Origin of the sequence: Lentisphaera marina, assembly GCF_028745505.1 — a bacterium.
Classification (GTDB): Bacteria; Verrucomicrobiota; Lentisphaeria; order Lentisphaerales; family Lentisphaeraceae; genus Lentisphaera; species Lentisphaera marina.
This window is the reverse complement of record NZ_JAQZZL010000001.1, coordinates 1-23,278: the sequence shown is the minus strand read 5'-3', so window position 1 is coordinate 23,278 and position 23,278 is coordinate 1. Positions and strand designations below refer to the sequence as shown.

Below are 23,278 nucleotides of genomic sequence, written 5' to 3'. Positions count from 1 at the left end.
AGCTAAAACAAGGGGAAGTGCTTGTAAAGCAAGTTTATGTGAAAAATCTTCGAATGAAGGATGAAATTCTGATGAAAAGGGATTTTCTACAAAAAAAGGTGCGTTTTAAATAAATTTAGGCCTCCAAACTAATCTATGATTTTTGCTGTTGATTAGCACTGATTTATTTCAGCCACCCTTGTTTTAGCATATCTATGACATCAACTGCTGTGTAGTTTTTTTTGTTTTCTGTGAGTCGGCTTAAAAAAGAAAAATCTTCGCCAGCAGTCAAAAGGGGAGGCTCGACAAAGTCTTTTCGTACTTGGCCTAGGCCTACTGTAGCGAGGAGTGAATTACATAAACATTGACGTCCTTGGGTATCTTCCAAATTCCCGCCTTTTGCTAGGTAGTTTTTTGTGGATTCGGCAGGACAACGATATTCGATCTCCCCATTGTCGTTTAAGTTAGCTTCGCGTAAGTAGCCGAGGTCACAGACGCGTCTACGTTCAGTGGGACTTGTTTTGGAGTTCCATGTTTGTTTAATGATTTTGAAGGGGTAGCCAGTGGGGGAGGCTTTGAAATCAGTATAAATGTCTAAATTATGTTTATGATTTTCTTCAATGACTTGCGCCCTTATACTTGCATCGATACCAGATTCCTCACAATAAGCAAAAGCTGACCCAACTTGAATACCATTTGCACCTAGGGAAAGAGCATCTTCTAAGGCGTTCTGTTTGGCGTAGGATCCAGCTAGCCAAAAGGGGTAATTGAGTTTTTTAAATCTTTCGAGATCCACGGAATCTTTAGAGCTGAAAGCGTGAATAGCTTGCCCTTTTACTTTTCTAGGGGGAGCATTGTGACCACCCGCATGATGCGATTCAATGATAAAACCCTCTATCGATCCCGCGGCGCGTTTAATGAGTGTTTTTGCGACAATTTCACTGCTGATGATAGCGAGAAAGGCAGGACGTTTAAGCGGAGATTCCCAACTATATTCTTTTGGGTCGAACTCTTGAAAATACTCTTGGCCTTTTGTGGCACCAGTTACGGGTATGGCTAAGCGACATGGTTCTCCCTGGCTAAGTTGATCTAAAACACCAGGGATAGCCACGGGTATACCGGCTCCCATGAGGACCGCATCTACGCCTGCTAGCATGGCTCCGTAGAGTGCCGGAAGCAAGGGCATGGATATTTTTTCTAAATAATTAATACCAACTTTTCCACCTGCTTCTTTGGCTAAAAAAACTTCACAAAAATTGGCGGCAATCAGTAAATCACTTAGTTCATTCTTGAGTGGAATTGAGGCTAATGGAGCCAAGCGGTAGGGCTGAGCCTCCTTTTTACCATCGGCAAGATAGTATTTCTTGATGATGGTCTCAGCGATAGATTTTATTGGGAAGTTTAGGAGTGCTTTAAGGGTTTGATTATCACCATTTTGTAAACGGCGAATCATGACGTTTTCAATTGCTGTTCCGGAAACAACACCGAGTTGACCTGTTTTGGCTACAGCCTTAGCAAGTTTCCAATCGGATACGGCGATTCCCATACCGCCTTGAATGATTTGTGGTAAATTTAATGTCTTCATAGATTCCTCATTTTTAATAAAAATAAGGATGGAGCATGAAGATTGCGAATGCTTATAAAATATTCGTAAGCACTTTATTTTGTATGTCTTATATAATAAAAGTCATACCATTCCTGCCTATACGTTTATGGATACCTATCCATAAACGTATAGTTAGTTTTAGTTCAGCTGGCCATTTCGTAAATGAGTTCGATTTCATCTTCATGTAGCTCATAGAAAATGGTACTCGCTTGAGTAAGTTCTTCTATAGCATCATCGTGGCTAGTGTGATAATGTTTAATGATCACGGGATGTTCGTTGATATAGCCATCGTATGCTGAGTCTTTATTGGCCATTTTTAAAGTACATTTATTTTCGAGGGCTATTTTATGTAGGATGGCATGCTTAGCCTCGCTACCAATGAATGAATCAGTAATTAAACGTTCACGACAATAATTGGAGATGTCCTCAGTTTTAAGTTGAGAGAGAGAAGAAATCATTCGTTCTATCATCAAGGTCATGCGCCTCGTTTCATTCTCTAAGGAATCTTTCATTTGCTCATGATACCATTCTTCCCAATTGTTTTCATTACCCATGCTCTCTTCTAATTCGAGTTCTTTGACGACTTCAGCAAGGTTGGGCTTGTGAGAGGGGAGAAGACGAGCTCCTAAGTCTAATAAATGGCATAAAAGGTCTTCGCTATGGAAGTGACCTGTGTTTGATAAGACCGAAAACTCACTATTGCTTAAATGAAGATGATTCATGATAAAACTCCTTTTCTTTTAAGAAATATGAGAACTAAGTTTTGAGCAAGAACAGAAGCTAGAATTTAATCAATTTGTAATATATGGGTGGTGGCAGTATAAGCATGGGGAAAGCCAAGATAGTTTACTTTTCTATTATCGCATAGTCTTCGCTTAGAACTTTATTAAAACCTAAATCATAAAGTACTTGGGTACTATTGTATGCTTCTACATGTCCATCAACAAAAGCAATATTGGCTTTTTCTAGGTGAAGTAAGTGAATCTTACTCTCATTTAAGTTTGAGATTGTTGGAGTGGGTGCTTTCCAAGGGTCAAAATAAGAATCAACTAGCAACCAGCGCTTGGTGATTTCGAGGCCGTTTTTCCACACTCCTGAAACACCTGTTTTGGAGTTTCCATTGAGTAAATGGATTTCTTCTGGATTAGCGGCATCACTTAATTGAGTAGTATTGGGTGCACCATAGGCGACACGGTTATCATTAGCTCTCCGCATTGCGGCTTCTTCTTGTAGCGGGCATACAACATTCTTTTTACTTCCACCAGACCAGTAATCACTTAAAACTCGCTCGCTCCAGACTTGGGCTGAATCGGGGTAATGCTGCGAAATCCGCCTATGGTTAAAGTAGCCATCGTGATCATCCACCATTAATTGAATCATGGTGAAGTTTTGTTTTAATCGACTCGTACATGATGTAGCTGAAGCTTGTTTCCTAGCTTTTCCGAGAACGGGGAGTAGCAAGGAAGTTAAGATACCTATTATAGCAACGACGACCAAGAGTTCGATAAGAGTAAAACGTTTCATTTGAGTCTCTCCATTTTAGTGTCTTAGTATACCTTGGAATTCCAGAGGTAATTATTATTGACGGTCGTTGTGGGCATGTACATGATTTCAGCGTGACCATCGGCGAGCACGACAGGATTTTTAAATCCATTTTTATGGTGGTTGGCGTTATATTGAACTCCACCACTCAGAACGATACCCGTTGTGACTTCGACTAAATTGGTGTCGTGCATCATAATGACATTTGAGCCAGAGCCAACAGGATTATGTGACTTTACTTGTTCATTTATGATGATAGTTGCGGTGGGATCAGGGAGCTCTTGAACATAGAGAGGGGTGCTATAATCGAATGTTCTTTTTGACCCGCCTGTCGTATAGCTATTAACTTGATAGCTTCTGGGTATACCATTACCATTGACTCTCGGGATGTCATCAAGGGGGCATTTTAATAAATTAAAGCTCGCGCGATAAGTTGGGTTCGCCGCCGCTTTCTCCGCTTCGGTCATTTCGATGCCAAGATAAGAACTTATATAATCATCCCAAGCATAATTGACAGGACTTCGCCCAGGTGGGAAGCGCCCCTTATTGTCATCTAGGTACATGAACATGGCCATGTTGATTTGCTTCATATTTCCCATGCTGACAGCGGTTTGAGAAGTTCGTCGCGCTTTCCCCAAAGAGGGCAGTAGTAACGATGATAAAATTGCGATTACTGCAATTACAACCAAAAGTTCAATAAGCGTAAAACGTTTCATTTAACTTCTTCGATCTTCGTGATTTCAGAGATCATCCAGTGACCATTTTCGTTCTTGCCTTTAGCTTCTATATAGACATCTCTTGTGCAGTAATAAGCGAGGTTAACTGAGTTGAAGTTCTTGAAAGCTACTTCGATTTTAACAGACTTGGCATTATCCACTTTCATGAGGTGAAGTCGAGGCGTATCGATATTTTGACTTTGGCGTAGATTACCTTGAAGTTTTATAATGCCATTTTCTTCTTTGATGTATTTGGGGTATTGCTTGGTTTTAAAATGTTCGTAATTAGAATCAGCTAGACCCGACATTGTTTTATCGTAGCGTTGGAAGGTGTCTTTTTCAACTCCGTACTGCTTGAGTAGAGCCATGTGAAGTCCGCGTGGATCTTGGGCCTGTGCATGATTGACGTAACGCCCAGTTTTAACGATGTTTTTACCACCGCCAAAAACGGCGGGGATGCGACTGCCTGCGTGGGTGTCACTATGGCCCATACTACTGCCGTAAAAAATTAAAGTGTTATCAAGTAGAGTGTCATTGCCATCCTTAAAGGATTTTAGTTTGTCCATGAAGTAGGCAAACTTCTGCATGTGCCAGTAATTGATTTTATTGAGTTTAGTGACATTGCCAATACTGAAATTGCGGAAGAAATGAGAGAGCCAGTGGTGTTGTTCATCGACCCCTAGGAAATCAAAAATTAGGCGGCTATTATCGTTGCCAAGCATGTAGGTGCTAACGCGAGTGGTATCAGTCCATAGAGCGAGTGCCATGATGTCTAGCATGGACGTGACTTGCTCGTCAAGGTTGGAACAGGTGGAAGGCCGTTTGAATTTTGAAGTGTCGATTTGGCTTTTGCTAGTTATTGCGGCCAGCGCAAGCTTTTTCTCTGTTTCCCTAACGATGGTATAATACTCATCTAAAGTTTGAGCATCCTCTTTGCCGACGCGGCGTTTGAGGTGAGCTGCATTATCTCTAACGCCATCGAGAATACTCGCCATTTCACGTCTTTTGGACGCACTACTCATGGGGCTGCGGAAGAGTTTGTCAAAGACGAGTTGGGGGTCACTTTCACGAGGGATGAAACGGCCTTTACTATCGTAGGAAATGTAACTGCAGTCGGGCTGATTAGTGAAAACCCCTTCAGTGGTTAACTCTAGAGAACGGAAGCTCGTGTCTTGGCCGATTTTATCCGCAATGACCTGATCGACAGAGGCTTCCTGAGGGCGTAGATTGCCGCATAGGAAGTTCCAGCCATGATGACTAGCTTGGTGTTTATTACCAATATTATCAAGAATGAGTAAGTCTTTTTTGTGGTGTTGAAGCGGGCGCATGAGTGCTGACATTTGGTAGTCGTGCTCTTTACCATCATTAATGGACCAAGTTGGAGGGTGTACACCATTGGGTTTAAAAAGGGCGACAAAGCGCTTTTTTTGCGCGGCGGAATCCTGTGATTTAGCCATGAGATTAAGGTAGGGAAGAGGCATAGCGACTCCTGCCCCTTTGAGAAGTGAACGACGTGAAAGTTGGTAAGACATAATTTTTCTCCTATTCTACAATCATGCTGGTGAAAGCAGCGCTGGTCACAACTTCGCGGATGAGGTCGCGATAAGTGCCGTCTGTTTCGATCATTTTATTTGAAATCGCATCCACAATGGGGCGATCGGGGGCTTCCATGCCTCGAGCTAGCGCATAGGTATACATTTTTTTACTGATGTTATGGATGATGTCTTCATCATAACGTTTCACCAGTAGTTTTTTGAGTTCGGCAAAGTCTTTGAATTCTCGACCATCTGGAGTCATACCAGAAGAGTCAACTTCAGGCCCTGAGGGGCGAAATTTTCCGTCATAGTCATAATTTTCGAGTCCAAAACCGATGGGGTCGATTTTTTGGTGACATATTGCACAGCTATCAGAACTTTGGTGGAGTTCAAAAATTTGTCTAAAGGTAAGTTTTTGTCCTGGCTTAGCTTTGGGGATGGGGGGGACGTCCATGGGGGCTTCACCTAAGTGATCACCAAGGATGCGCTCTAGAACCCAGACACCGCGAAGAATGGGACTCGTACGGCGCTTGCCAGAATACATGCTTAAAATACTAGGCATGGTGAGGATGCCACCACGATTGAGGGTGTTATCCAAGGTGATTCTACTGTGTTCTTGGACAATGACTTCAACCCCGCGACTCTTCGAGGTGTTTTTGATTTGAGCACCATCTTTTTTGTCGTAGTAAGCTTTGAGGAAGGGGTTGGCATAAGTGACGTTTGAATCGATGAGTTCCATGAGTGGGCGGTTATCGCGGATAAGGTAATCGACAAAGTGTATGGGTTGATAAAAGCGTGCGTGAACGAGGGGCCACTTGGAGGATGATTTTTTGATTTCATCTAAGGCTAACCATTCGCGAGCAAAGAGCTCAGTAAAAGTTTTTGAACGCGGATCATCAAGTAAACGATCAACTTGTGCGAGGAAAGTCTTTTTGTTGAAGAGTTGTTTTTTCTGAGCTAGATCGAGGAGTTCATTGTCGGGTAGAGTTCCCCATAGGAAATAGGAGAGTCGTTGAGCGAGTAAGTACTGACTTACGGGCTGCTTTCCCTTTTTAGTTTTATTGTAAGTTCCATTGTAGAGGAATTCAGGAGAAACTAAGACACTTTTTAGTTCTTTTTTGCAAGTTTGGATGAGAGAATCACTATTGTTTAAATCTTTTTTAATTCGCATAAAGCTCATGCGGATTTGCTCTTTACAATCACGTGTCTTATATGCCTGTGAAGTGAAAGATATAATCAGTTTTTTGGCATGTGTTGAGTTGAATTTACCTTTGATGGGACCCGTATACTTTTCTAAATGAACCTGAATTCGTGATCAGGTTTTGAGATTCATGAGATAATGGTTTGGTCGAGTAATTCTTAGATCGTTTTTATCCCAGATTGTGAGATGTCCTTATTTCTTAAGCCTATCGCTCGTGATCAGGTGTCTAAGGATAGTAAATATAGCAATTTCTAAGGCAATTCACCCAACTTGGACAGAGTAAAGCACAAAACTCAATAAAAGAGCTTTGCAATAAACTTCTTATTAGTGGATTAAAGGCTAAATGATATTTTTTGATACAGCTTAAACCAAGGGCTATGTCGACCAAACTTGAGAGTTTCATCTCCTGCGTGCTTTACGTGTTTACAAGCGGTTAAAATCAAGTCACGTATCACGCACCGTAGGCGGCGTCGTTGGGCTTTGATTTTAATTGGAGCCAAAGATTTATTATGGATAAGGTGATTACCAATGACTCTGAGCACATTAAAAGCGAGCATAGCGCAGTGCAAAAAGAATTGATTCGCTTTAAATTTCCCTGAGGGTAAACGCTCTACATTCATATCGCTCTTCAATTCGCTATGGAACTGCTCACTGGTTCCATGATCGTGATAAAGTTCGATCACATCCTCGGCTTCTAAAGGTAAATTCGTCCAATAGGTCTCCACTTCGATTTCTGGCATCAAAAGTCGATTGCCATCTTGATCTTCGAGTCGTTCCGTAACTTTAAAAATAACAGGAACCACTTTATGTTCTTCATTGTTTCCAGGATGTTTGTGATGGAGTTCACCGACAAAGACACTCTTACCATCTCGAGATTTAAGCTGTCGCCCTAAACGCCGTGCGTTGGATAGCCACTGTTCTTTAGATTCCTTTCTAAGGTTCCGTTTAATCAGAAAATATTGATCATCAGGAAGGTGTCCGAAATTAACCTCAGCATCGTGAGCGGAATCTAAACGAAGTAGTACGGGGTGCTTAAGCTTTAATTTTTTGATCATAGTAAAGCTGTCATCTAAGAACTCTGGCATCCCTTTTTGTGCATGCTGTGAACCTGGACGCAGCTCATTATTTAGCATAAAGCCCTCAGTTCCAAGGTAGGCAAACATGGGAGAAAATCCGTCATGATTTTTATATGTCCAACTCACATTTTCTTTATGGCTACCGGAGTTATCCATGGGTGATACATCCATATCGAGTGGAATAAAATTCATCCCCCCTTTTGATATATTACCTATACACTGTTTTTTGAGCAGGTTTGTATTCGCTGATTTTAAATGCACTTCATGCTCAGAAGACATGATTTCTAGTCGTTGACGCAAACGTTCCTCGGATGGAACTTTGTTTAATCCAAGTGATTTCATAAAGACTTCGTTTTCACGAAACTGACTAATATCTGTGAAGCGTTCACGCCCCTGAATCAGTAACCCCACCTGTGATTTGAAAATATCTAGATCTTGAAAGATATGATTGGCCTTGTGATCTGTATTGAACTCATCGTCAATTTCACTTTGTTGAAGGACTTGGCCACCTAAAAATATTCCGCCAATACTGTGAAGGGAATCATTGCCTGTGTCGAGTTTAAATGCTTTATTCATGAGAAAACCTGTTGGGTGATTTTGGTGTCGTAACTTAAATTACTATAAACCAACAGGTTTTCTTGTTTTTAAGCTGTTTTTTAAGATCAGCTCACGGATTCAGGTTAAACTCAGTTAAATATATCTGTGTGAGTTCACGGTGCTTGATTGCGAGCCTAGTATCTGGACTAAAGACGTCGATGCTATCTTAGTCTGAGTAAGAAGAGTTAGCAATTGTTGTATTTTTACAACAATTGCTAGAGGCGCTTTTATTGAGGTGGAGCTTGTTGCTGCTGCAGTTGCTGCTGGCGTCTTTGTTCGCGTTCTTGCTGCTGCTGTTTGGCTCCCTCAATACGTTGGATGAAGGCGCGTAATTCACCGTAACCTGGGTAGATCTGTAAACCACGGGCATATATTTTTAATGCTTGCTCATGTTGACCCATTTTTTCCATAGTCAAACCCCAGTTACGGAATACTTGTGGAGGACAATTGGGTAAATCTGCGGCTTTCGCGAAGTGTTTCTGAGCTTCCATATAGCGCTTTTCTTCTGCAAGTAATTGACCAATCATATACTGGAACTGAGCTAGTTGAGGATACTGAGTGATGATGGTGCGTAACTCTTTTTCAGCTAAGTCATTTTTACCTTGACGTGAATAGAGTGTGGCCATGGAGCTGCGAGCAGGGTGGAAAAGCTTATCAACTTTCAAGGAAGCTTGGTAAAGCTTCAGAGCTTCTTCTTGTTGGCCTTTGCGCTCCATAAAGATGCCATAGCGCAAGAGTCCACCAGGTGAATCACCAGTACTTTCATTAGCCTGAATGAATTCTTCTTCGGCAACTTTACGAGCATGACGATCTTTGGAAGGGAATTCCATTTCAGGAATCGAAGAAAGCACAAAAGCAGCTTCTTGGCGCACGCTGCGAACTTTATCTTTTAGGATGGGAGCTAAGAGACGAATTTTTTCAGCGTTTGATAAGGGGTCACAGATTTCTACTGCAGCATAACGCACCAAATCAGAGGGGTCTTTGAGCTGTGTTTCAATGAGACCTATAACTTCTAGTGAGTAAGTGGCTGGAAGTTCAGAGAGGATTGCGGCACGACCCATTTCAGGTGTGAGCTCTGGTGTGCTCAATAATTGTAAGGCACGCTCAACGGAACCAGGTTCATTATTACGTAAGCTTAGCAAGACTTCACTAAAGTGAGCCTTTCGAGTTGGGCCAAAGTGTTTTTCTATGGCTTGCGCTGCCCAAGTAAAGTTGCGGTCAGTATGGCAATCATTACAGGCGTTCGAGGTATTATAACGACGGCTGAGGTCGGGGCGAGGGATGCGGAAGGAGTGATCGTGACGGAAGTCAACGCCCATATAATAACGTCCGGGCATGTGGCAGTTGATACATTTAGAGCCTTCGGGATCAGTGTGGAAAGTATGTTTGGGAGTGTCGTATTGCTCGGGAAGGTGACATTGTGTACAAGTCGCATTGCCAGGGAATTTAGTTTTGCCTGAGTGCGGATTGTGACAATCTGAGCAACGTAATCCAAAACGGTGGTGACGGCTTTGAGTAAATGAACCATACACAAATACTTCCGTGAGGATTTGGCCATCAGCCTGATATTGGCCATTGCGAGCTAGGTTCATGGCATAATTATCGCCAATAGCGCCGTGAGGATTGGCGGAGTGATCAAGGCGGCTACGCAAGCCATGACAGGGTGCGCAGCGATTGAGTTCTTGCTGTTGAGTCGTTCCCGATTTTTTCGTGAGTTTAATTAAGTCATCAACAACAGATTTGTCGCCTTTGTAATGAGCGACGTGGTTTTTTCCGGGGCCGTGACAAGCTTCACATGAAACGAAACCCTCGGAGTAATTGGTGTTAAATGAATTAGTTTTGCGATCATAATTAACTTGAGTATTAGTCGTGTGGCAGTCGGCGCATTGTGAATTCCAAGTCATGCCTTGTCCCGTCCAGTGAAGCCAGTCGCCGGCAGGTGGGTTTTCTGTTTTGTAGAGGTGGTACCATTCTTTTTTATTGGTGTCCCAAGCAGTGTGGAGGCATTGGATTCTATTGCCAGGCATTTTTACCATGTACTGTTGAAGGGGCTCGTAGCCGAGGACGTACTCAACTTTGTAACTTGTCATTTCGCCTTTCTCATTATCAGCCTCTACCATATAGTCGCCATTTTCGGCACGATAAAAACGGTGAGTTACGCCATTGACTTCTAGAGTTTGGTTATCGAAGTCACCTAAGACAGAGTTTTCATTTGCTGGAGCCATAGCTTTTTTGTGATCTGATTCGAGCCACTCAGCATGTTCTTTTTGGTGGCATTCGGCGCAGCTTTGGGCACCTACATAATTGGCATGGGGATCGTTGGCATCTTTTGTCGCGCTAAGCTCTGTTTTAGCTTGGCTAGGGGCTGGTTTTTGTGGCGCTTTATTATCGCAAGAAAAGAGAAGTAAAAAAATTATAGAAATAGTGCAGCTGGTGAAAAACTTACTCACGTCGTTAATCCTAATTGGTTTTTCATAAAAAAGAGAAGGCTCCACAGGGGGAGCCTCGATCAAAATAAGTGTGTATTGACTTTAATTCAACTGCTTAAATGTTGAGTGCGTAAGCAGATTGGAAAATATTTACTTTTTCCTTAAAGGAAAGTTCAATATCTCCCATGGCTTTACTACAGCAAGTCAAAATCTCGTCTTTGGCGAGTTTGCACATACTTGACTCTAAGTGTTCCACGTCGCCTTTCACGACAGTGGCTTTGCAGGCTCCGCAAAAACCGGAGCGGCAGCTATAATTTACATCGAGATTTTGAGCTTCTAATTCCTCAAGGAGACTGATGTCTCCTTGGGCTTCAAAGCAATGTTTGTCTTCTATGTGGATCTTGGCCATAATTATTTAGAAGGAGAAATCGTCAAAGGCATCTTCTTCGACTTCGCTATCGATTTGTCCAACGAGGTAAGAGCTCAGTTCAACTTCTTGTGGAGCCACTTGGACTGCGTCAGATGAGAGCCAGCTATTCATCCAAGGCAATGGATTCTGAGTTGTTGGGAAAACGTTTTTATAACCAGAAGCCTTAAGGCGAACGTTGGTAATGTACTCAACATAATCGCCAAGGATATCAGCATTTAAACCAATCATAGAGCCGTCACGGAAGAGGAATTTAGCCCATTCTTTCTCTTGCTCAGCAGCTGAAGAGAAAATTTGATAAACTTGACCTTCGCATTCGGCGGCAATTTCGGCCATTTCAGGATCGTCTTTACCTTCCCGGAAAATTTGAATCATCTGTTGCGTACCAGTGAGGTGGAGTGCTTCGTCGCGAGCAATGAGTTTAATGATCTTGGCGTTGCCTTCCATGACTGCGCGTTCCGCAAAAGCAAAACTACAGGCAAAACTGACGTAGAAACGAATCGCTTCGAGAACGTTCACAGAAACGACGGTTAAGAAAAGGCGACGTTTGAGTTCTCTCATATTCACAACGACGGGAACATCATTGATCATATGTGTACCTTCGCCAAGAAGGTTGTAGTAACCTTGTAACTCAATGAAGCTATCGTAGTAATGCGACACCGAAGAGGCGCGTTGAATGATGTTTTCATTATTCACAATGTCATCAAATACTTCAGAAGGATCATTAACGATGTTACGGATAATATGAGTGTAACTACGCGAGTGGATTGTTTCGGAGAACGCCCAAGTCTCTACCCAAGTTTCAAGCTCAGGAATCGAAATGACGGGAAGGAAAGCCACATTTGGCGAACGTCCTTGAACACTATCGAGTAGAGTCTGGTACTTGAGGTTTGACAAGAAAATATGCTTTTCGTGAGCAGGGAGCTTTTTGAAGTCGGCACGGTCGCGGCTAAGATCGACTTCTTCCGGACGCCAGAAGAAGGAGAGCTGTTTTTCGATGAGCTGTTCAAAAACGGGGTGTTTTTGTTGGTCGTAACGAGAGACGTTAACGTTATTGCCAAAGAACATGGGTTCTTTGAGGGGGTCATTTGCGACCTGATTGAAAATTGAGTACTGCATGATTTATCCTATTATGCTCATTATATTTTGCATGCGCCGCCAGCACAGCCATCGTCTTCTTCCTGAGAGTCACCAGCACCATCACGTGTGTTGTGGTAGTACAAGGTCTTTACGCCGTATTTGTAGGCAGTGAGCAGATCCGTAAGAAGGGTCTTCATGGGGACCATGCCGCCATCAAATTTGGATGGGTCGTAGTTTGTGTTGGCAGAAATTGTTTGGTCAATGAACTTTTGCATGATCGCAACGAGTTGGAGGTAGCCTGTATTATTGGGCATCTGCCAAAGAAGTTCATAGTAAGATTTATACTTTTCGATTTCTGGAACAACTTGCTTGAGAATACCATCTTTACTTTGCTTAACTGCAATGAGGCCACGGGGTGGTTCAATGCCATTTGTTGCATTAGAAATTTGGCTAGAAGTTTCAGAGGGCATAAGTGCGGACAAAGTACTGTTGCGCATGCCGTGTTCTTGAACGTCTTTTTTGAGTTGATCCCAATCGAGGTGGAGTTCTTCGTTACAGAAGTCATCAACAGATTTTTTGTAAGTATCTGTCGGCATGATCCCCTGTGAGTAAGTCGTCTCATTAAACTTAGGGCAAGGGCCGAGTTCTTGGGCCAGTTTGCAGGAAGCTTTAATGAGGTGGTACTGAAGTGATTCAAATGTTTTGTGAACAAGGTTGTTGGCACTACCATTTGAATAGAAGACGCCATTTTTTGCGAGGTAATAAGCAAAGTTAATGACACCAATGCCGAGTGTACGGCGGTTGAGTGAAGAGTTGCGAGCAGCTGGGACAGGATAATCTTGGTAATCGAGTAGGCTGTCGAGAGCGCGAACCGCAAGTTCAGTTAGTTCTTCCATTTCATCTAAACTTTCGAGTGCACCGAGGTTAATAGCCGACAAAGTACAGAGGGCGATTTCACCATTTTCGTCATTGATGTGCTCGAGTGGTTTAGTTGGTAGGGCAATTTCTAAACAGAGGTTGCTCTGTCTAATAGGTGCCACGTCTGCTTGGAAGGGACTATGGGTATTACAGTGGTCAACATTTTGGAGGTAAATACGGCCAGTACTCGCACGTTCCGAAGCAAAGAGAGAGAAGAGCTCGATGGCTTTCATAGTCTCTTTTTTGATGCTTGGATCATTTTCATATTTGACGTAGAGTTCTTCAAATTTGTCTTGGTCTTCAAAGAAAGCATCGTAGAGGCCAGGAACATCGCCGGGGCTAAAGAGGGTGATATCACCTTTTTTAACGAGACGCTCGTACATGAGCTTGTTGAATTGAACCCCGTAGTCGAGGTGACGGACGCGGTTTTCTTCAACACCACGATTGTTTTTTAGTACCAGAAGTGATTCGACTTCACGGTGCCAAAGTGGATAAAAAACTGTGGCTGCGCCACCGCGAACACCACCTTGAGAACAGCTTTTTACCGCTGTTTGAAAGTGTTTATAAAAAGGAATACAGCCGGTGTGGAAAGCTTCGCCATTGCGAATCGGGCTGCCGAGAGCGCGGATGCGACCGGCATTGAGACCAATACCTGCACGTTGGCTGACGTATTTTACAATAGCACTAGAAGAGGCATTGATAGAGTCTAGCGAGTCACCACATTCGATAAGGACACAAGAACTGAATTGACGAGTAGGTGTACGGACGCCAGCCATGATCGGTGTGGGCAGAGAAATCTTGAAATTAGAAGCTGCATCATAGAAGCGGACAATATAATCCATACGCGTTTCTTTTGGGTACTTAGAGAAGAGACAAGCACCAACGAGCATATAAAGGAATTGCGGGCTTTCGTAAATCTCACCACTAACGCGATTTTGAACTAGGTATTTACCTTCGAGCTGTTTTACAGCCGCATAAGAGAAGTTGAGGTCACGCCAGTGATCGAGGGCATTTTCCATCTCGTTGAATTCGTCTTCAGTATAGTCTTCGAGTAAATGTTTATCGTACTTGCCATCTTTAACGAGCTTTGTGACGTGATCAAAAAGTGCGGGAGGGTCGAATTGGCCATATGCTTTTTTGCGCAAGTGGAAAATAGCGAGTCGAGCAGCGAGATATTGATAGTCAGGGCTCTCTTCAGAGATTAAGTCAGCAGCTGATTTAATCATCGTTTCGTGGATGTCTTCTGTCGTAACTCCATCATAGAATTGAACATGCGATCGAAGCTCTACTTGGGATACGCTTACGTGGTTTAAGTCTTTAGCGGCCCAGTCGATAACTCGGTGGATTTTCTCTAGGTCGATGGTCTCGCGAGTGCCATCTCTCTTAGTGACTTGGATGTTTGAAGTCATGGTTCCTATGCTCTCTTCTCTTTTTTGGCTATTAAAAAATAGTCGGTTTATTTTTAAGTGCTTGATTTCTACTGTACGAATGGCTTTTTTAAGACAAAACTACTTCATAGTCAGGCGGTGCTGACGACGGATTTTCGCGATGAAAAGTTATGAAGAAATGTTGACGATTTGAGTCATCCCTAATTAAGTTTATCATGCTCTGAAAAATGGTCAATAGTCAAAGATTAGTAAAAACTAAAAAAAACAAAATTTTAATAAAACCACTAGATCTAGTGGTTGCCCCAAAAATAGACACTAGATCTAGTGTGACATGGTCTGGTGACTTTTAGGACTATCAAAATGATAAAAAAGCTATAAAAACTTAAAGTTTTTTTGAGTTTTGGTGATTTTTAGGCTTGCATAAATGGGGCTTTGAGGCATCAGCTAAAAAAAATCTTATCTAGTATTATTTAAAATTAGGACTAAGTTTTTGAGAATTAAGCAAATAGGCTGAGGCGCCAAGCGAATATAACTAATAAATATAAGCATATTTTATGTCAATTAATAGTCAGTTTTACCAAGAAAAGAGTCATACATATATCAATGAAATTGCGAGTGATGCAAAGGTTTATGAACATCCCCAGAGTGGTGCGAAGGTACTGTTTTTAAAGAACGATGACGATAACAAAGCCTTTTGTATTGGTTTTCGAACGGCTCCAAGTAGTGATAATGGTGTGGCTCATATAATGGAACACTCTGTATTGTGCGGATCGCGCAAGTATCCCGTTAAAGAACCCTTTGTTGAATTAATGAAGGGCAGTTTGAATACTTTTTTAAATGCGATGACTTACCCTGATAAAACAGTCTATCCCATTGCCAGTTGCAATGATGAGGACTTTCATAACTTGATGGATGTTTATCTAGATAGTGTGTTTTTTCCAAAGCTCGAAAAAGGGGCGTTTTTACAAGAGGGCTGGCATTATGAATGTGATGAAAACTCTACTCCTTATTATAAAGGCGTCGTCTACAACGAAATGAAGGGGGTTTATTCTTCTCCGGAAAGTATTTTGTTTCAAGAGTTGGATGCCCAGCTTTGTCCGGATACTGCTTATCGTTTCGATTCGGGTGGTAAGCCTTCTGCTATTCCCTCTTTATCTTATGAGGAGTATTGTGACTTCCATAAGGATAAATATCATCCCAGTAATTCTTGGACAGTGATTTACGGTGATGTTGATGAAGAACGCTGCTTAGAGCAGCTACATAATGACTACTTTAAGCAATTCAGTAAATTAGAAAATAAAAATCAAGATTCTTTGTTTCAGGTGCCTTTTGCAAAAGAGCGTAAAGCAAGGATTACTTATGCTTCAGCGCCAGTAAAAGAGGATTCTAAGCAAACTTTTCTCGCTATGGCTTATCTGCTTTGCCCAAGTGGTGAATCGGATGAACTCATGGGTTTACAGGTTTTGGAACATGTACTCACGGGGACATCTGCATCACCCTTGCGTAAGGCATTAAATAGTTCGGGGCTTGGTAGCGATGTTATTGGTTATGGCATTAGTGACCAAGCACTACAGTTGAGCTGGACCGTGGGCATTCGAGATAGTGAAGAAGATAAGCGCGATGAATTCATAGCTTTAGTGGATACTGTCTTTAAAGATTTAGTGGAGAATGGTATTCAGCAAGAGCATATTGATGCGGCTATTAACTCAATTGAATTTCGTTTGCGGGAAGCGAATTATGGCTCCACACCCAAAGGTGTCGTTTATGCACTGAATGCAATTTCTTCTTGGAATTATGATTATGATCCCTTAGAACGCTTTTATTACGAAAAGCATTTAGAGCAATTGAAGAAGTCGATTGCGGAGGGTGATTACTTAGAGCAACTCATTGAAAAATATTTCATTAAAAATTCTCATCGAGTGACATTGGTTTGTGCACCAGATGAACATTTGGGGGCTAAAGAAGTAGAAGAAGAGCAGCAAAGGATTAATAAAGCTTGGTCGAGCTTCAGTGAGCAAGAAAAAGAATCTTTGAAAACTGAGGCTAGTAAGCTCTTGAAGGCGCAAGCTGCCGCCGATACTGAAGAAGATTTGGCGACCATTCCCCAGCTCTCGCGAAAAGATTTACGTCGCGAAATTAATAAAATTCCCTATGATGTGAAAGAGGTCGGGGGAGTGGAGTATTTGCGGTGTCCGCAAAATTCTGGTGGCATTCAGTACATTAAGTGGGCCTTTAATTTAGATGATTTTTCAGTAGAAGAACTACCCATGGCGAAGTTGTTTGCCTTGGCTTGCTTGACATGTGGTACAGCTAATAAGGGTTTTGAAGAGCTGACGACGGAGTTGGCCTCGTGTACAGGCGGAGTAGGAGCCTACTTTAGTTTGCCGAATAATTTGGTGGGAGAGCATAAGCGCAGCCTATTTATTTCTGCGAAAGTCATGCATGCTCGCGAAGATGAATTCTTGACCTTATTAAATGAAGTGATTAGTGATTTGGATTTTTCTGATTCAAAGCGACTCAATGAATTGCTAACTCAGCAAATATCTAAAGTTCAGTCTTCTTTTGTGAAAGGTGGAGAATGGATATCTCGACTTATTCTAAATAGCGGTATTAATGAGGCCGATTATTTAGATGAAAAAGTAAGTGGACCAAGCTTTTTGAAATTTTTACACTCCTGCTTGGAGCGAATAGAGAGTGGCGATTTGGGTCGTGAATTATTAGCACTTAAAGAACGGATTTTTAACCGCCAAGGACTCATTGTGAGTTTGACTGGAGAAGAAGAGACGATTGATCAAAGTTTAGGGAAATTAGAACTCTTTTCAAAGGGCTTAAGCACGCTTGAGAAAAACTCTGTGCAGCCTCAAGTTAAACTCGAAAAGGCTAATGTGGCTCTAGCAACAGAAGGTCAGGTCCAGTATGTGAGCACAGGTGTGAATCTACAAGAATACGGCTTTCAAGATGATGCTCGTTTCCCGCTCTTGAGTCAATTGCTTTCGACTGGTTATCTATGGGAGCGCGTTCGCGTCCAGGGTGGCGCTTATGGTTGTTTTTTAAGTTATGAAAAATTTGATGGTGTACTCAATGTTTGTTCATATCGTGATCCAAACTTGGAAGAAACCCTTGATGTTTATAAGGGGATTGCCGACTTTATTCGCAATCTCGATTTAAGCGAAGCTGAGTTTGATAAAATTTTCATTGGTACTTTTGGTCGCATTGATTCGCCAATGACAATTTCTCAAAAAGCAGGGGTGATGATGAGTCGCTACATTGCGGGAATAGATAACGAAATCCTGCAAGAACGCCGCGATGCTTTGTTGAATTGTACTTTGGAAGACGTAAAAGCTTTAGCGCCTTGGTTCGATAAACTCAATGAATCTGGCAATATTTGTGTACATGGTGCGCGAGCTAGAGTCGAAAAGGCGAGTGCACTTTTTGATCGCTTGGATTACTTGGCGGGAGCTGGGGGTGACGAGGACGACGAAGATGATGACGAGGATTTTTACGCAAGTACTTGATCTCATGGCTTTTGAAAGCTTTTTTGTGGGGCTTTGAAAACGAGAGTTTTTGAAGCCTTTTTCCTTAGCATAACTTGGAATTTTAATGGATTGGTTAATAGTTGGGCTGATTAAATTTTTATATGATATAATATTAAGGAAACCCACATGTCACTTCCTGAACATCGCGTTACTCACTTGAAGGCGCTGGAAGCGGAAAGTATTCACATCTTCCGCGAAGTTGCAGCTGAGTTCGATAATCCTGTTATGCTCTACTCAGTAGGTAAGGATTCATCAGTTCTTCTTCATTTGGCTCTCAAGGCTTTTTATCCCGCAAAACTCCCCTTTAAACTTCTCCATGTTGATACCAACTGGAAATTCAAAGAAATGATCGAATTTCGTGATGAGTTTGCCAAGAAAAAAGATCTCGACTTAATCGTTTACAAGAACCCAGAGGGTCTTGAAATGAATATCAACCCATTCGTTCATGGTAGTGCAGTTCATACTGATATCATGAAAACTCAGGGTTTAAAGAAAGCTTTAGATATCTACGGTTTTGATGCTGCCTTCGGCGGTGCTCGCCGCGATGAAGAAAAATCACGTGCCAAAGAGCGTGTATTCTCTTTTCGCGACCGCAATCACCGTTGGGATCCAAAAAATCAGCGTCCAGAACTTTGGGACCTCTACAACCCACGTGTTCGCAAGGGCGAAAGTATTCGCGTCTTCCCTATGTCCAACTGGACTGAGTTGGATATCTGGCAGTACATCTACCTCGAAAATATCGAAATTGTACCACTTTATTATTCTAAGCCTCGCCCAGTTGTTGTGCGCGATGGTGTAAAGATTCTCGTTGATGATGATCGCCTTGAGCTTGAACCAGGCGAACAAGCGACAATGGAAAGCGTTCGTTTCCGTACTCTAGGTTGTTACCCTCTTACGGGTGCAGTTGAATCCGAAGCTGCAACGCTTCCGGAAATTATTCAGGAAATGCTTCTCACTAAAACCTCCGAGAGACAGGGTCGCGTTATTGATAGCGATTCATCGGGCTCCATGGAGAAGAAAAAAATCGAAGGATATTTCTAATGTCACATAGTTCAGATCTTATAGCAGAAGATATTTTCGCTTACCTTAAAGAGCATGAAAATAAAGAGCTTCTTCGCTTTTTAACATGTGGTAGTGTAGATGATGGTAAATCGACTCTTATCGGTCGTTTACTTTACGATTCAAAGATGATCTACGAGGATCAGTTAAGCGCTATCCAAAAAGATTCTAGTAAATACAACACAACTAATGAAGAGTTTGACTTAGCTTTACTTACTGACGGGCTTCAAGCCGAGCGTGAGCAAGGTATTACTATTGATGTGGCTTACCGTTACTTCTCTACGAATAACCGCAAATTCATTATTGCCGACACTCCTGGCCACGAGCAGTATACTCGTAATATGGCAACGGGCGCTTCAACTTGTGATTTAGCGATTATTTTGATTGATGCACGTCATGGCATCCAAACTCAAACTAGACGTCACAGTTATATTGTATCACTTCTCGGTATTAAGCACGTGGTGATTGCAGTAAATAAAATGGATATCGAGATTGATGGCAAGGCTTTCAATGAAGATGTTTATGATAAGATAGTTACTGACTACAAAGTGATTGCTAATGAGCTTGGTATTGAAGATCCAATTTACGTTCCAATGTCTGCGCTCAAGGGTGATAACGTTGTTAACAAGAGTGAGAAAACTCCTTGGTACTCTGGTCAATCACTCATGGAAGTGCTTGAAACAGTAAAAATTTCTGAAGACAAAAATTTCGAAAACTTCCGTTTCCCAGTTCAATACGTCAATCGTCCGAACTTAAACTTCCGTGGTTTCTGCGGTACGATTTCTTCTGGCGAAATTAAGCCAGGTGATGAGATTGTCTCACTTCCTTCTGGTATGACAAGTAAAATCAAAAGCATCGTGACTTATGATGGTGAGCAAGAGACAGGTTTTGCTGGTCAAGCAGTAACTTTGACAACCGAAGATGAGATTGACATCAGTCGCGGTAATATGATCGTGAAAAAAGATGATCAACCAGCTGTAAGTAACTCTTTCACTGCTGACCTCGTTTGGATGGCTGAAAAAGATCTTGAGCCAGGTCGCGAGTACTACTTCAAAGTAGGTACAAAAACTGTGGCAGGTACAGTGAGTCATATTGAGTACAGAACAGATGTGAACACTTGGGAACATCAATCGGTAGATTCTTTGAAACTCAACGAAATCGCTCGTTGTGTTATCAACCTCAGTGAGCCTATGGCAGTTGATGAGTACAAAGTTTGTCGCTCAACTGGTGCTTTTATTGTAATTGACCGCTTAAGTAACACAACAATGGCTGCTGGTATGGTTGCCTCTGTTCTTAGTTCTTCTGAAGCTGAAATTCGTCGTGAATTCAGCGAAGATGAGCTCACACTTAATGCTTATGTTCGCGAACAGTACCCACACTGGAATTGTGTAGACATCAGTAAACTTAAATAAGTTAAGTCTCATAATACTAAAAAAGCACTCGCCTTGGCGAGTGCTTTTTTGTTTTGTCTAAGTTCTGTTGGGAAGTGAAGAAAAAGGCAGTGTCGAAGACACTGAGCATAACTTAGACTATGCGTATAGTTTGATAGTTCTTCTATAAAGGAGTGACGCATAGACCTAAATGCATACTTAACTAGATAATCGTAATTTTTTGAGATGATTAGATTTTACTTAGAATTTTCAAATCTAATGCCAGCCAGCCTTCCACTTTTCTTCCTTGAAGAGCTCTTCTAATGTAACTAGCTGACTTTTCCCTTTGAGGATTGGCTTTAAATAAACACTTTTCTCTTTGTTGTTAAATGAAACAACTTCAAAATGCTTACGTTTATTTTCAACCTCTTGGGCTGTCCACTTACTTGATAAAATATTTTTTGTATCCATATCTTTGACCTTTCTCTAAGTTCCTTAATAGCCGTATAAATATTTTCTTTTTTAATGTGTCCTCTAAAGCCTAGGATCATCACGATATATCTTAGTAGAACTAATACATGTCACAGAGTGAAAAATATCAGTTCGATCCGTTGGTTAGGTATTGTTTTTTTTGTTTGACTGTTACCCATTTAGTCAACCTTTGAGTTATAAAAACTGGGTTGTCATAGCATAGATAGTGATTTGGTTATTCAGTTTAATAATGATACACGTACCTATATTATAAATTCTCTTTAGAGGTAGCTCTATTTGGGTCTTTCGTCATAATCTGTTTTGATTCCTTTAATTAAAAATATCGCAGCTATCCCCCAAATAATATAATTAATATAATGATATTCACTGTTTATAAGTCTTTTTGCTATAGGTAAATATATGGCCATAGAAATGCCTACTATCGCAATTATTATAAGACCTTCTGTTGACCTGAAGTTTAGCTTTTTCATTTTTTATTCTTACCTAACGTCTAAGCTGAGGGAGATTTGAGCCTTAGCGAAAATCTTCCTTCCAGCTTTTGGTTCTGTATTTTGTTATTTTTCATTTCTATAAGACTACATTCTATTTGCTGACTTCGCATTTACTCAGATTGTTTTGAGGAATGAATTGCGTTTATTTTTGATAAATTGCTGACTTCGCATCTACACAGAGTAAAACTGCGTTTTGTAGAATAGGTAGTTTACTTTAATGAGATTGATTTATGTTTCGTATTTTCTTGTAATGATCGATCAATTATTGAGTCTTTGGAGATTTGTTTTGTAAGATTCGTTTAACTCAAAAATTATTTTTTATTATTCCTACAGAACGACTTAAATGAGCTGTATTTTCTATTTGAAATGTGATTCAAAACGAAAATATCAGTTCGATTTTTTGGTTAGAATTTGTCCATTTTGATTGTTGATAAGTAGCCAAATCAGGGATAAAACAGATGATTCGATCAATTGCTGATTCCGCATTTACTTCTTTTGTTTTGAGTGATGATTTGCGTTTAAGTTTGGTGAATTGTTGACTCTGCATTTAGTCAGCTTAATTCTGTGATTCCAAGAATAAAGTGATTTGCTTTGTCAGTAACAATTCATTCTAGATTTACTATTCCATTTTCCATTCTAACGATCTAAATGAGCTGTATTTTCTATTTGAAATTTGATTCAAAACGAAAATATCAGTTCGATTTTTTGGTTCTGTATTTTGTTATTTTTCATTTCTATAAGACTAATTCTATTTGCTGACTTCGCATTTACTCAGATTGTTTTGAGGAATGAATTGCGTTTATTTTTGATAAATTGCTGACTTCGCATCTACACAGAGTAAAACTGCGTTTTGTAGAATAGGTAGTTTACTTTAATGAGATTGATTTATGTTTCGTATTTTCTTGTAATGATCGATCAATTCTTGAGTCTTTGGAGATTTGTTTTGTAAGATTCGTTTTACTCAAAAATTATTTTTTATTATTCCTACAGAACATGGTATTAGTAGACTAAATATCGCTTGGGATATTTTTGTGGTTTTTGAGTGTGTGTGTTGTTAACATTGTCTGGTCTGGCTCCTTTGTTACATAGTGATATCTAAGTCAAGTATAATAATTGTAGTAATGATTGTAAATAGAGGCTTGTAACAAAGCGACATTTTAGCTGTGGAATTTTGTCGCTATTCCGGATTAGCTGGAATGAGGTTGGATAATTATATGAAATTCATAATTCAAATTTTAAATGAGTTTAGTCGAATAACCCCGGTTTCTCTGTAAGAGAACTGGAGGAAATCGACTAAAATGGGTCGAATAATCCGGAGTTTACTGATGGACATTATAATGTGTCGTCTAAATACAAAGGCAAAAATACCATTTTTATACTAAAAAATAAAAGCTGTTTTTTAAGTGCCCTTTAGCTAGGCAGGCTCCGCATCAAAAGTGGAAAAAGCACTTTTGTAAAAATAGTGGGGACTGTTTTGTGTGAGTGACTCCTACCTCCAAGTAAATATCAATACTTTAATAGAGCAGGGCTTTGCGTACTCCGCAAAGCTTAGGCGAGAAGGTCGCTATAAATTAAATTGAATTTGTAAGCTATTTTTATGAATAAGTACTTTAGTACGGCAACTTGGCACCACGATGTGAGGATGTTTCGTTCGGAAGTGGTGGAGGTGTTTAAGAGCGAGTGCGGCTGCCATCGCGTATTGCATGAGTGGATGGGTTAGATGAACTTATATAGGCAGTCTAGGGACTCTGTCCCCTTCCCAGCGAGGTTTGTCAGCCATCGACGGGCAAATGGTGTGAGGTTTATTGAAAAGAAAAGTATGAAGCAGGCGAGATG

17 protein-coding genes are annotated in these 23,278 nt (G+C 41.1%); 3 read left to right on the top strand and 14 right to left on the bottom strand.

Features of this window, described 5'->3' with window-relative positions:
- Window positions 1-163 precede the first annotated feature (163 nt).
- The 11 genes from PQO01_RS00085 to nrdA all read right to left on the bottom strand — a co-directional run bounded on the left by PQO01_RS00085 (window position 164) and on the right by nrdA (window position 14,515).
- Window positions 164-1,564: a nitronate monooxygenase gene (locus PQO01_RS00085; RefSeq protein WP_274312005.1), complete on the bottom strand. Its 1,401-nt coding sequence runs from the start codon at window positions 1,562-1,564 to the stop codon at window positions 164-166.
- A gap of 164 nt (window positions 1,565-1,728) precedes the next feature.
- Entirely contained in the window at window positions 1,729-2,307 is a 579-nt protein-coding gene (locus tag PQO01_RS00080; protein WP_274312004.1) for an MjaI family restriction endonuclease, read from the bottom strand.
- A 124-nt stretch (window positions 2,308-2,431) separates the two neighbouring features.
- Window positions 2,432-3,109, bottom strand: a complete 678-nt coding sequence (locus tag PQO01_RS00075; RefSeq protein WP_274312003.1) for a prepilin-type N-terminal cleavage/methylation domain-containing protein — start codon at window positions 3,107-3,109, stop codon at window positions 2,432-2,434.
- 23 nt (window positions 3,110-3,132) lie between these two features.
- Window positions 3,133-3,843 (bottom strand): type II secretion system protein, encoded by a 711-nt coding sequence (locus tag PQO01_RS00070; protein WP_274312002.1) that lies wholly within the window; start codon window positions 3,841-3,843, stop codon window positions 3,133-3,135.
- A complete protein-coding gene (locus tag PQO01_RS00065; RefSeq protein ID WP_274312001.1) occupies window positions 3,840-5,375 on the bottom strand; it encodes a DUF1552 domain-containing protein in 1,536 nt (511 codons plus the stop codon). Before PQO01_RS00065 ends, PQO01_RS00070 begins: the two co-directional genes overlap by 4 nt.
- A 10-nt stretch (window positions 5,376-5,385) precedes the next feature.
- Complete coding sequence (locus PQO01_RS00060; RefSeq protein WP_274312000.1) at window positions 5,386-6,549, bottom strand: DUF1588 domain-containing protein; 1,164 nt, start codon at window positions 6,547-6,549, stop codon at window positions 5,386-5,388.
- Between the two features lie 362 nt (window positions 6,550-6,911).
- Window positions 6,912-8,231: an IS1380 family transposase gene (locus PQO01_RS00055; protein ID WP_274311999.1), complete on the bottom strand. Its 1,320-nt coding sequence runs from the start codon at window positions 8,229-8,231 to the stop codon at window positions 6,912-6,914.
- Window positions 8,232-8,479: 248 nt separating this feature from the next.
- On the bottom strand, window positions 8,480-10,702 hold the full coding sequence (locus tag PQO01_RS00050) for a multiheme c-type cytochrome (protein ID WP_274311998.1): 2,223 nt from the start codon (window positions 10,700-10,702) through the stop codon (window positions 8,480-8,482).
- A 94-nt stretch (window positions 10,703-10,796) separates the two neighbouring features.
- Window positions 10,797-11,090, bottom strand: a complete 294-nt coding sequence (yfaE, locus tag PQO01_RS00045) for a class I ribonucleotide reductase maintenance protein YfaE (protein ID WP_274311997.1) — start codon at window positions 11,088-11,090, stop codon at window positions 10,797-10,799.
- A gap of 6 nt (window positions 11,091-11,096) precedes the next feature.
- Complete coding sequence (gene nrdB, locus PQO01_RS00040) at window positions 11,097-12,227, bottom strand: class Ia ribonucleoside-diphosphate reductase subunit beta (RefSeq protein WP_274311996.1); 1,131 nt, start codon at window positions 12,225-12,227, stop codon at window positions 11,097-11,099.
- 20 nt (window positions 12,228-12,247) lie between these two features.
- Complete coding sequence (gene nrdA / locus PQO01_RS00035; protein ID WP_274311995.1) at window positions 12,248-14,515, bottom strand: class 1a ribonucleoside-diphosphate reductase subunit alpha; 2,268 nt, start codon at window positions 14,513-14,515, stop codon at window positions 12,248-12,250.
- Between the two features lie 533 nt (window positions 14,516-15,048).
- On the opposite strand from nrdA, the gene PQO01_RS00030 reads away from it, so the two are divergent.
- The 3 genes from PQO01_RS00030 (at window position 15,049) to cysN (ending at window position 20,501) form a co-directional block, all read left to right on the top strand.
- Window positions 15,049-18,009 carry an insulinase family protein gene (locus tag PQO01_RS00030; RefSeq protein ID WP_274311994.1) on the top strand — a complete coding sequence of 987 codons (2,961 nt, stop codon included), beginning with the start codon at window positions 15,049-15,051 and terminating at the stop codon, window positions 18,007-18,009.
- Between the two features lie 147 nt (window positions 18,010-18,156).
- Window positions 18,157-19,071, top strand: coding sequence for a sulfate adenylyltransferase subunit CysD (cysD, locus tag PQO01_RS00025; RefSeq protein WP_274311993.1), 915 nt, complete (start codon window positions 18,157-18,159; stop codon window positions 19,069-19,071).
- Window positions 19,071-20,501: a sulfate adenylyltransferase subunit CysN gene (gene cysN / locus PQO01_RS00020; protein WP_274311992.1), complete on the top strand. Its 1,431-nt coding sequence runs from the start codon at window positions 19,071-19,073 to the stop codon at window positions 20,499-20,501. Before cysD ends, cysN begins: the two co-directional genes overlap by 1 nt.
- 234 nt (window positions 20,502-20,735) lie before the next feature.
- On the opposite strand, the gene PQO01_RS00015 is transcribed toward cysN, so the two are convergent.
- The 3 genes from PQO01_RS00015 to PQO01_RS00005 all read right to left on the bottom strand — a co-directional run bounded on the left by PQO01_RS00015 (window position 20,736) and on the right by PQO01_RS00005 (window position 21,989).
- Complete coding sequence (locus tag PQO01_RS00015; protein WP_274311991.1) at window positions 20,736-20,930, bottom strand: TIGR02450 family Trp-rich protein; 195 nt, start codon at window positions 20,928-20,930, stop codon at window positions 20,736-20,738.
- A gap of 293 nt (window positions 20,931-21,223) precedes the next feature.
- Window positions 21,224-21,421, bottom strand: coding sequence for a hypothetical protein (locus PQO01_RS00010; protein ID WP_274311990.1), 198 nt, complete (start codon window positions 21,419-21,421; stop codon window positions 21,224-21,226).
- A 394-nt stretch (window positions 21,422-21,815) separates the two neighbouring features.
- The gene (locus PQO01_RS00005; RefSeq protein ID WP_274311989.1) at window positions 21,816-21,989 is read right to left on the bottom strand and encodes a hypothetical protein; all 174 of its coding nucleotides are present in this window, start codon (window positions 21,987-21,989) and stop codon (window positions 21,816-21,818) included.
- Window positions 21,990-23,278: the final 1,289 nt, after the last annotated feature.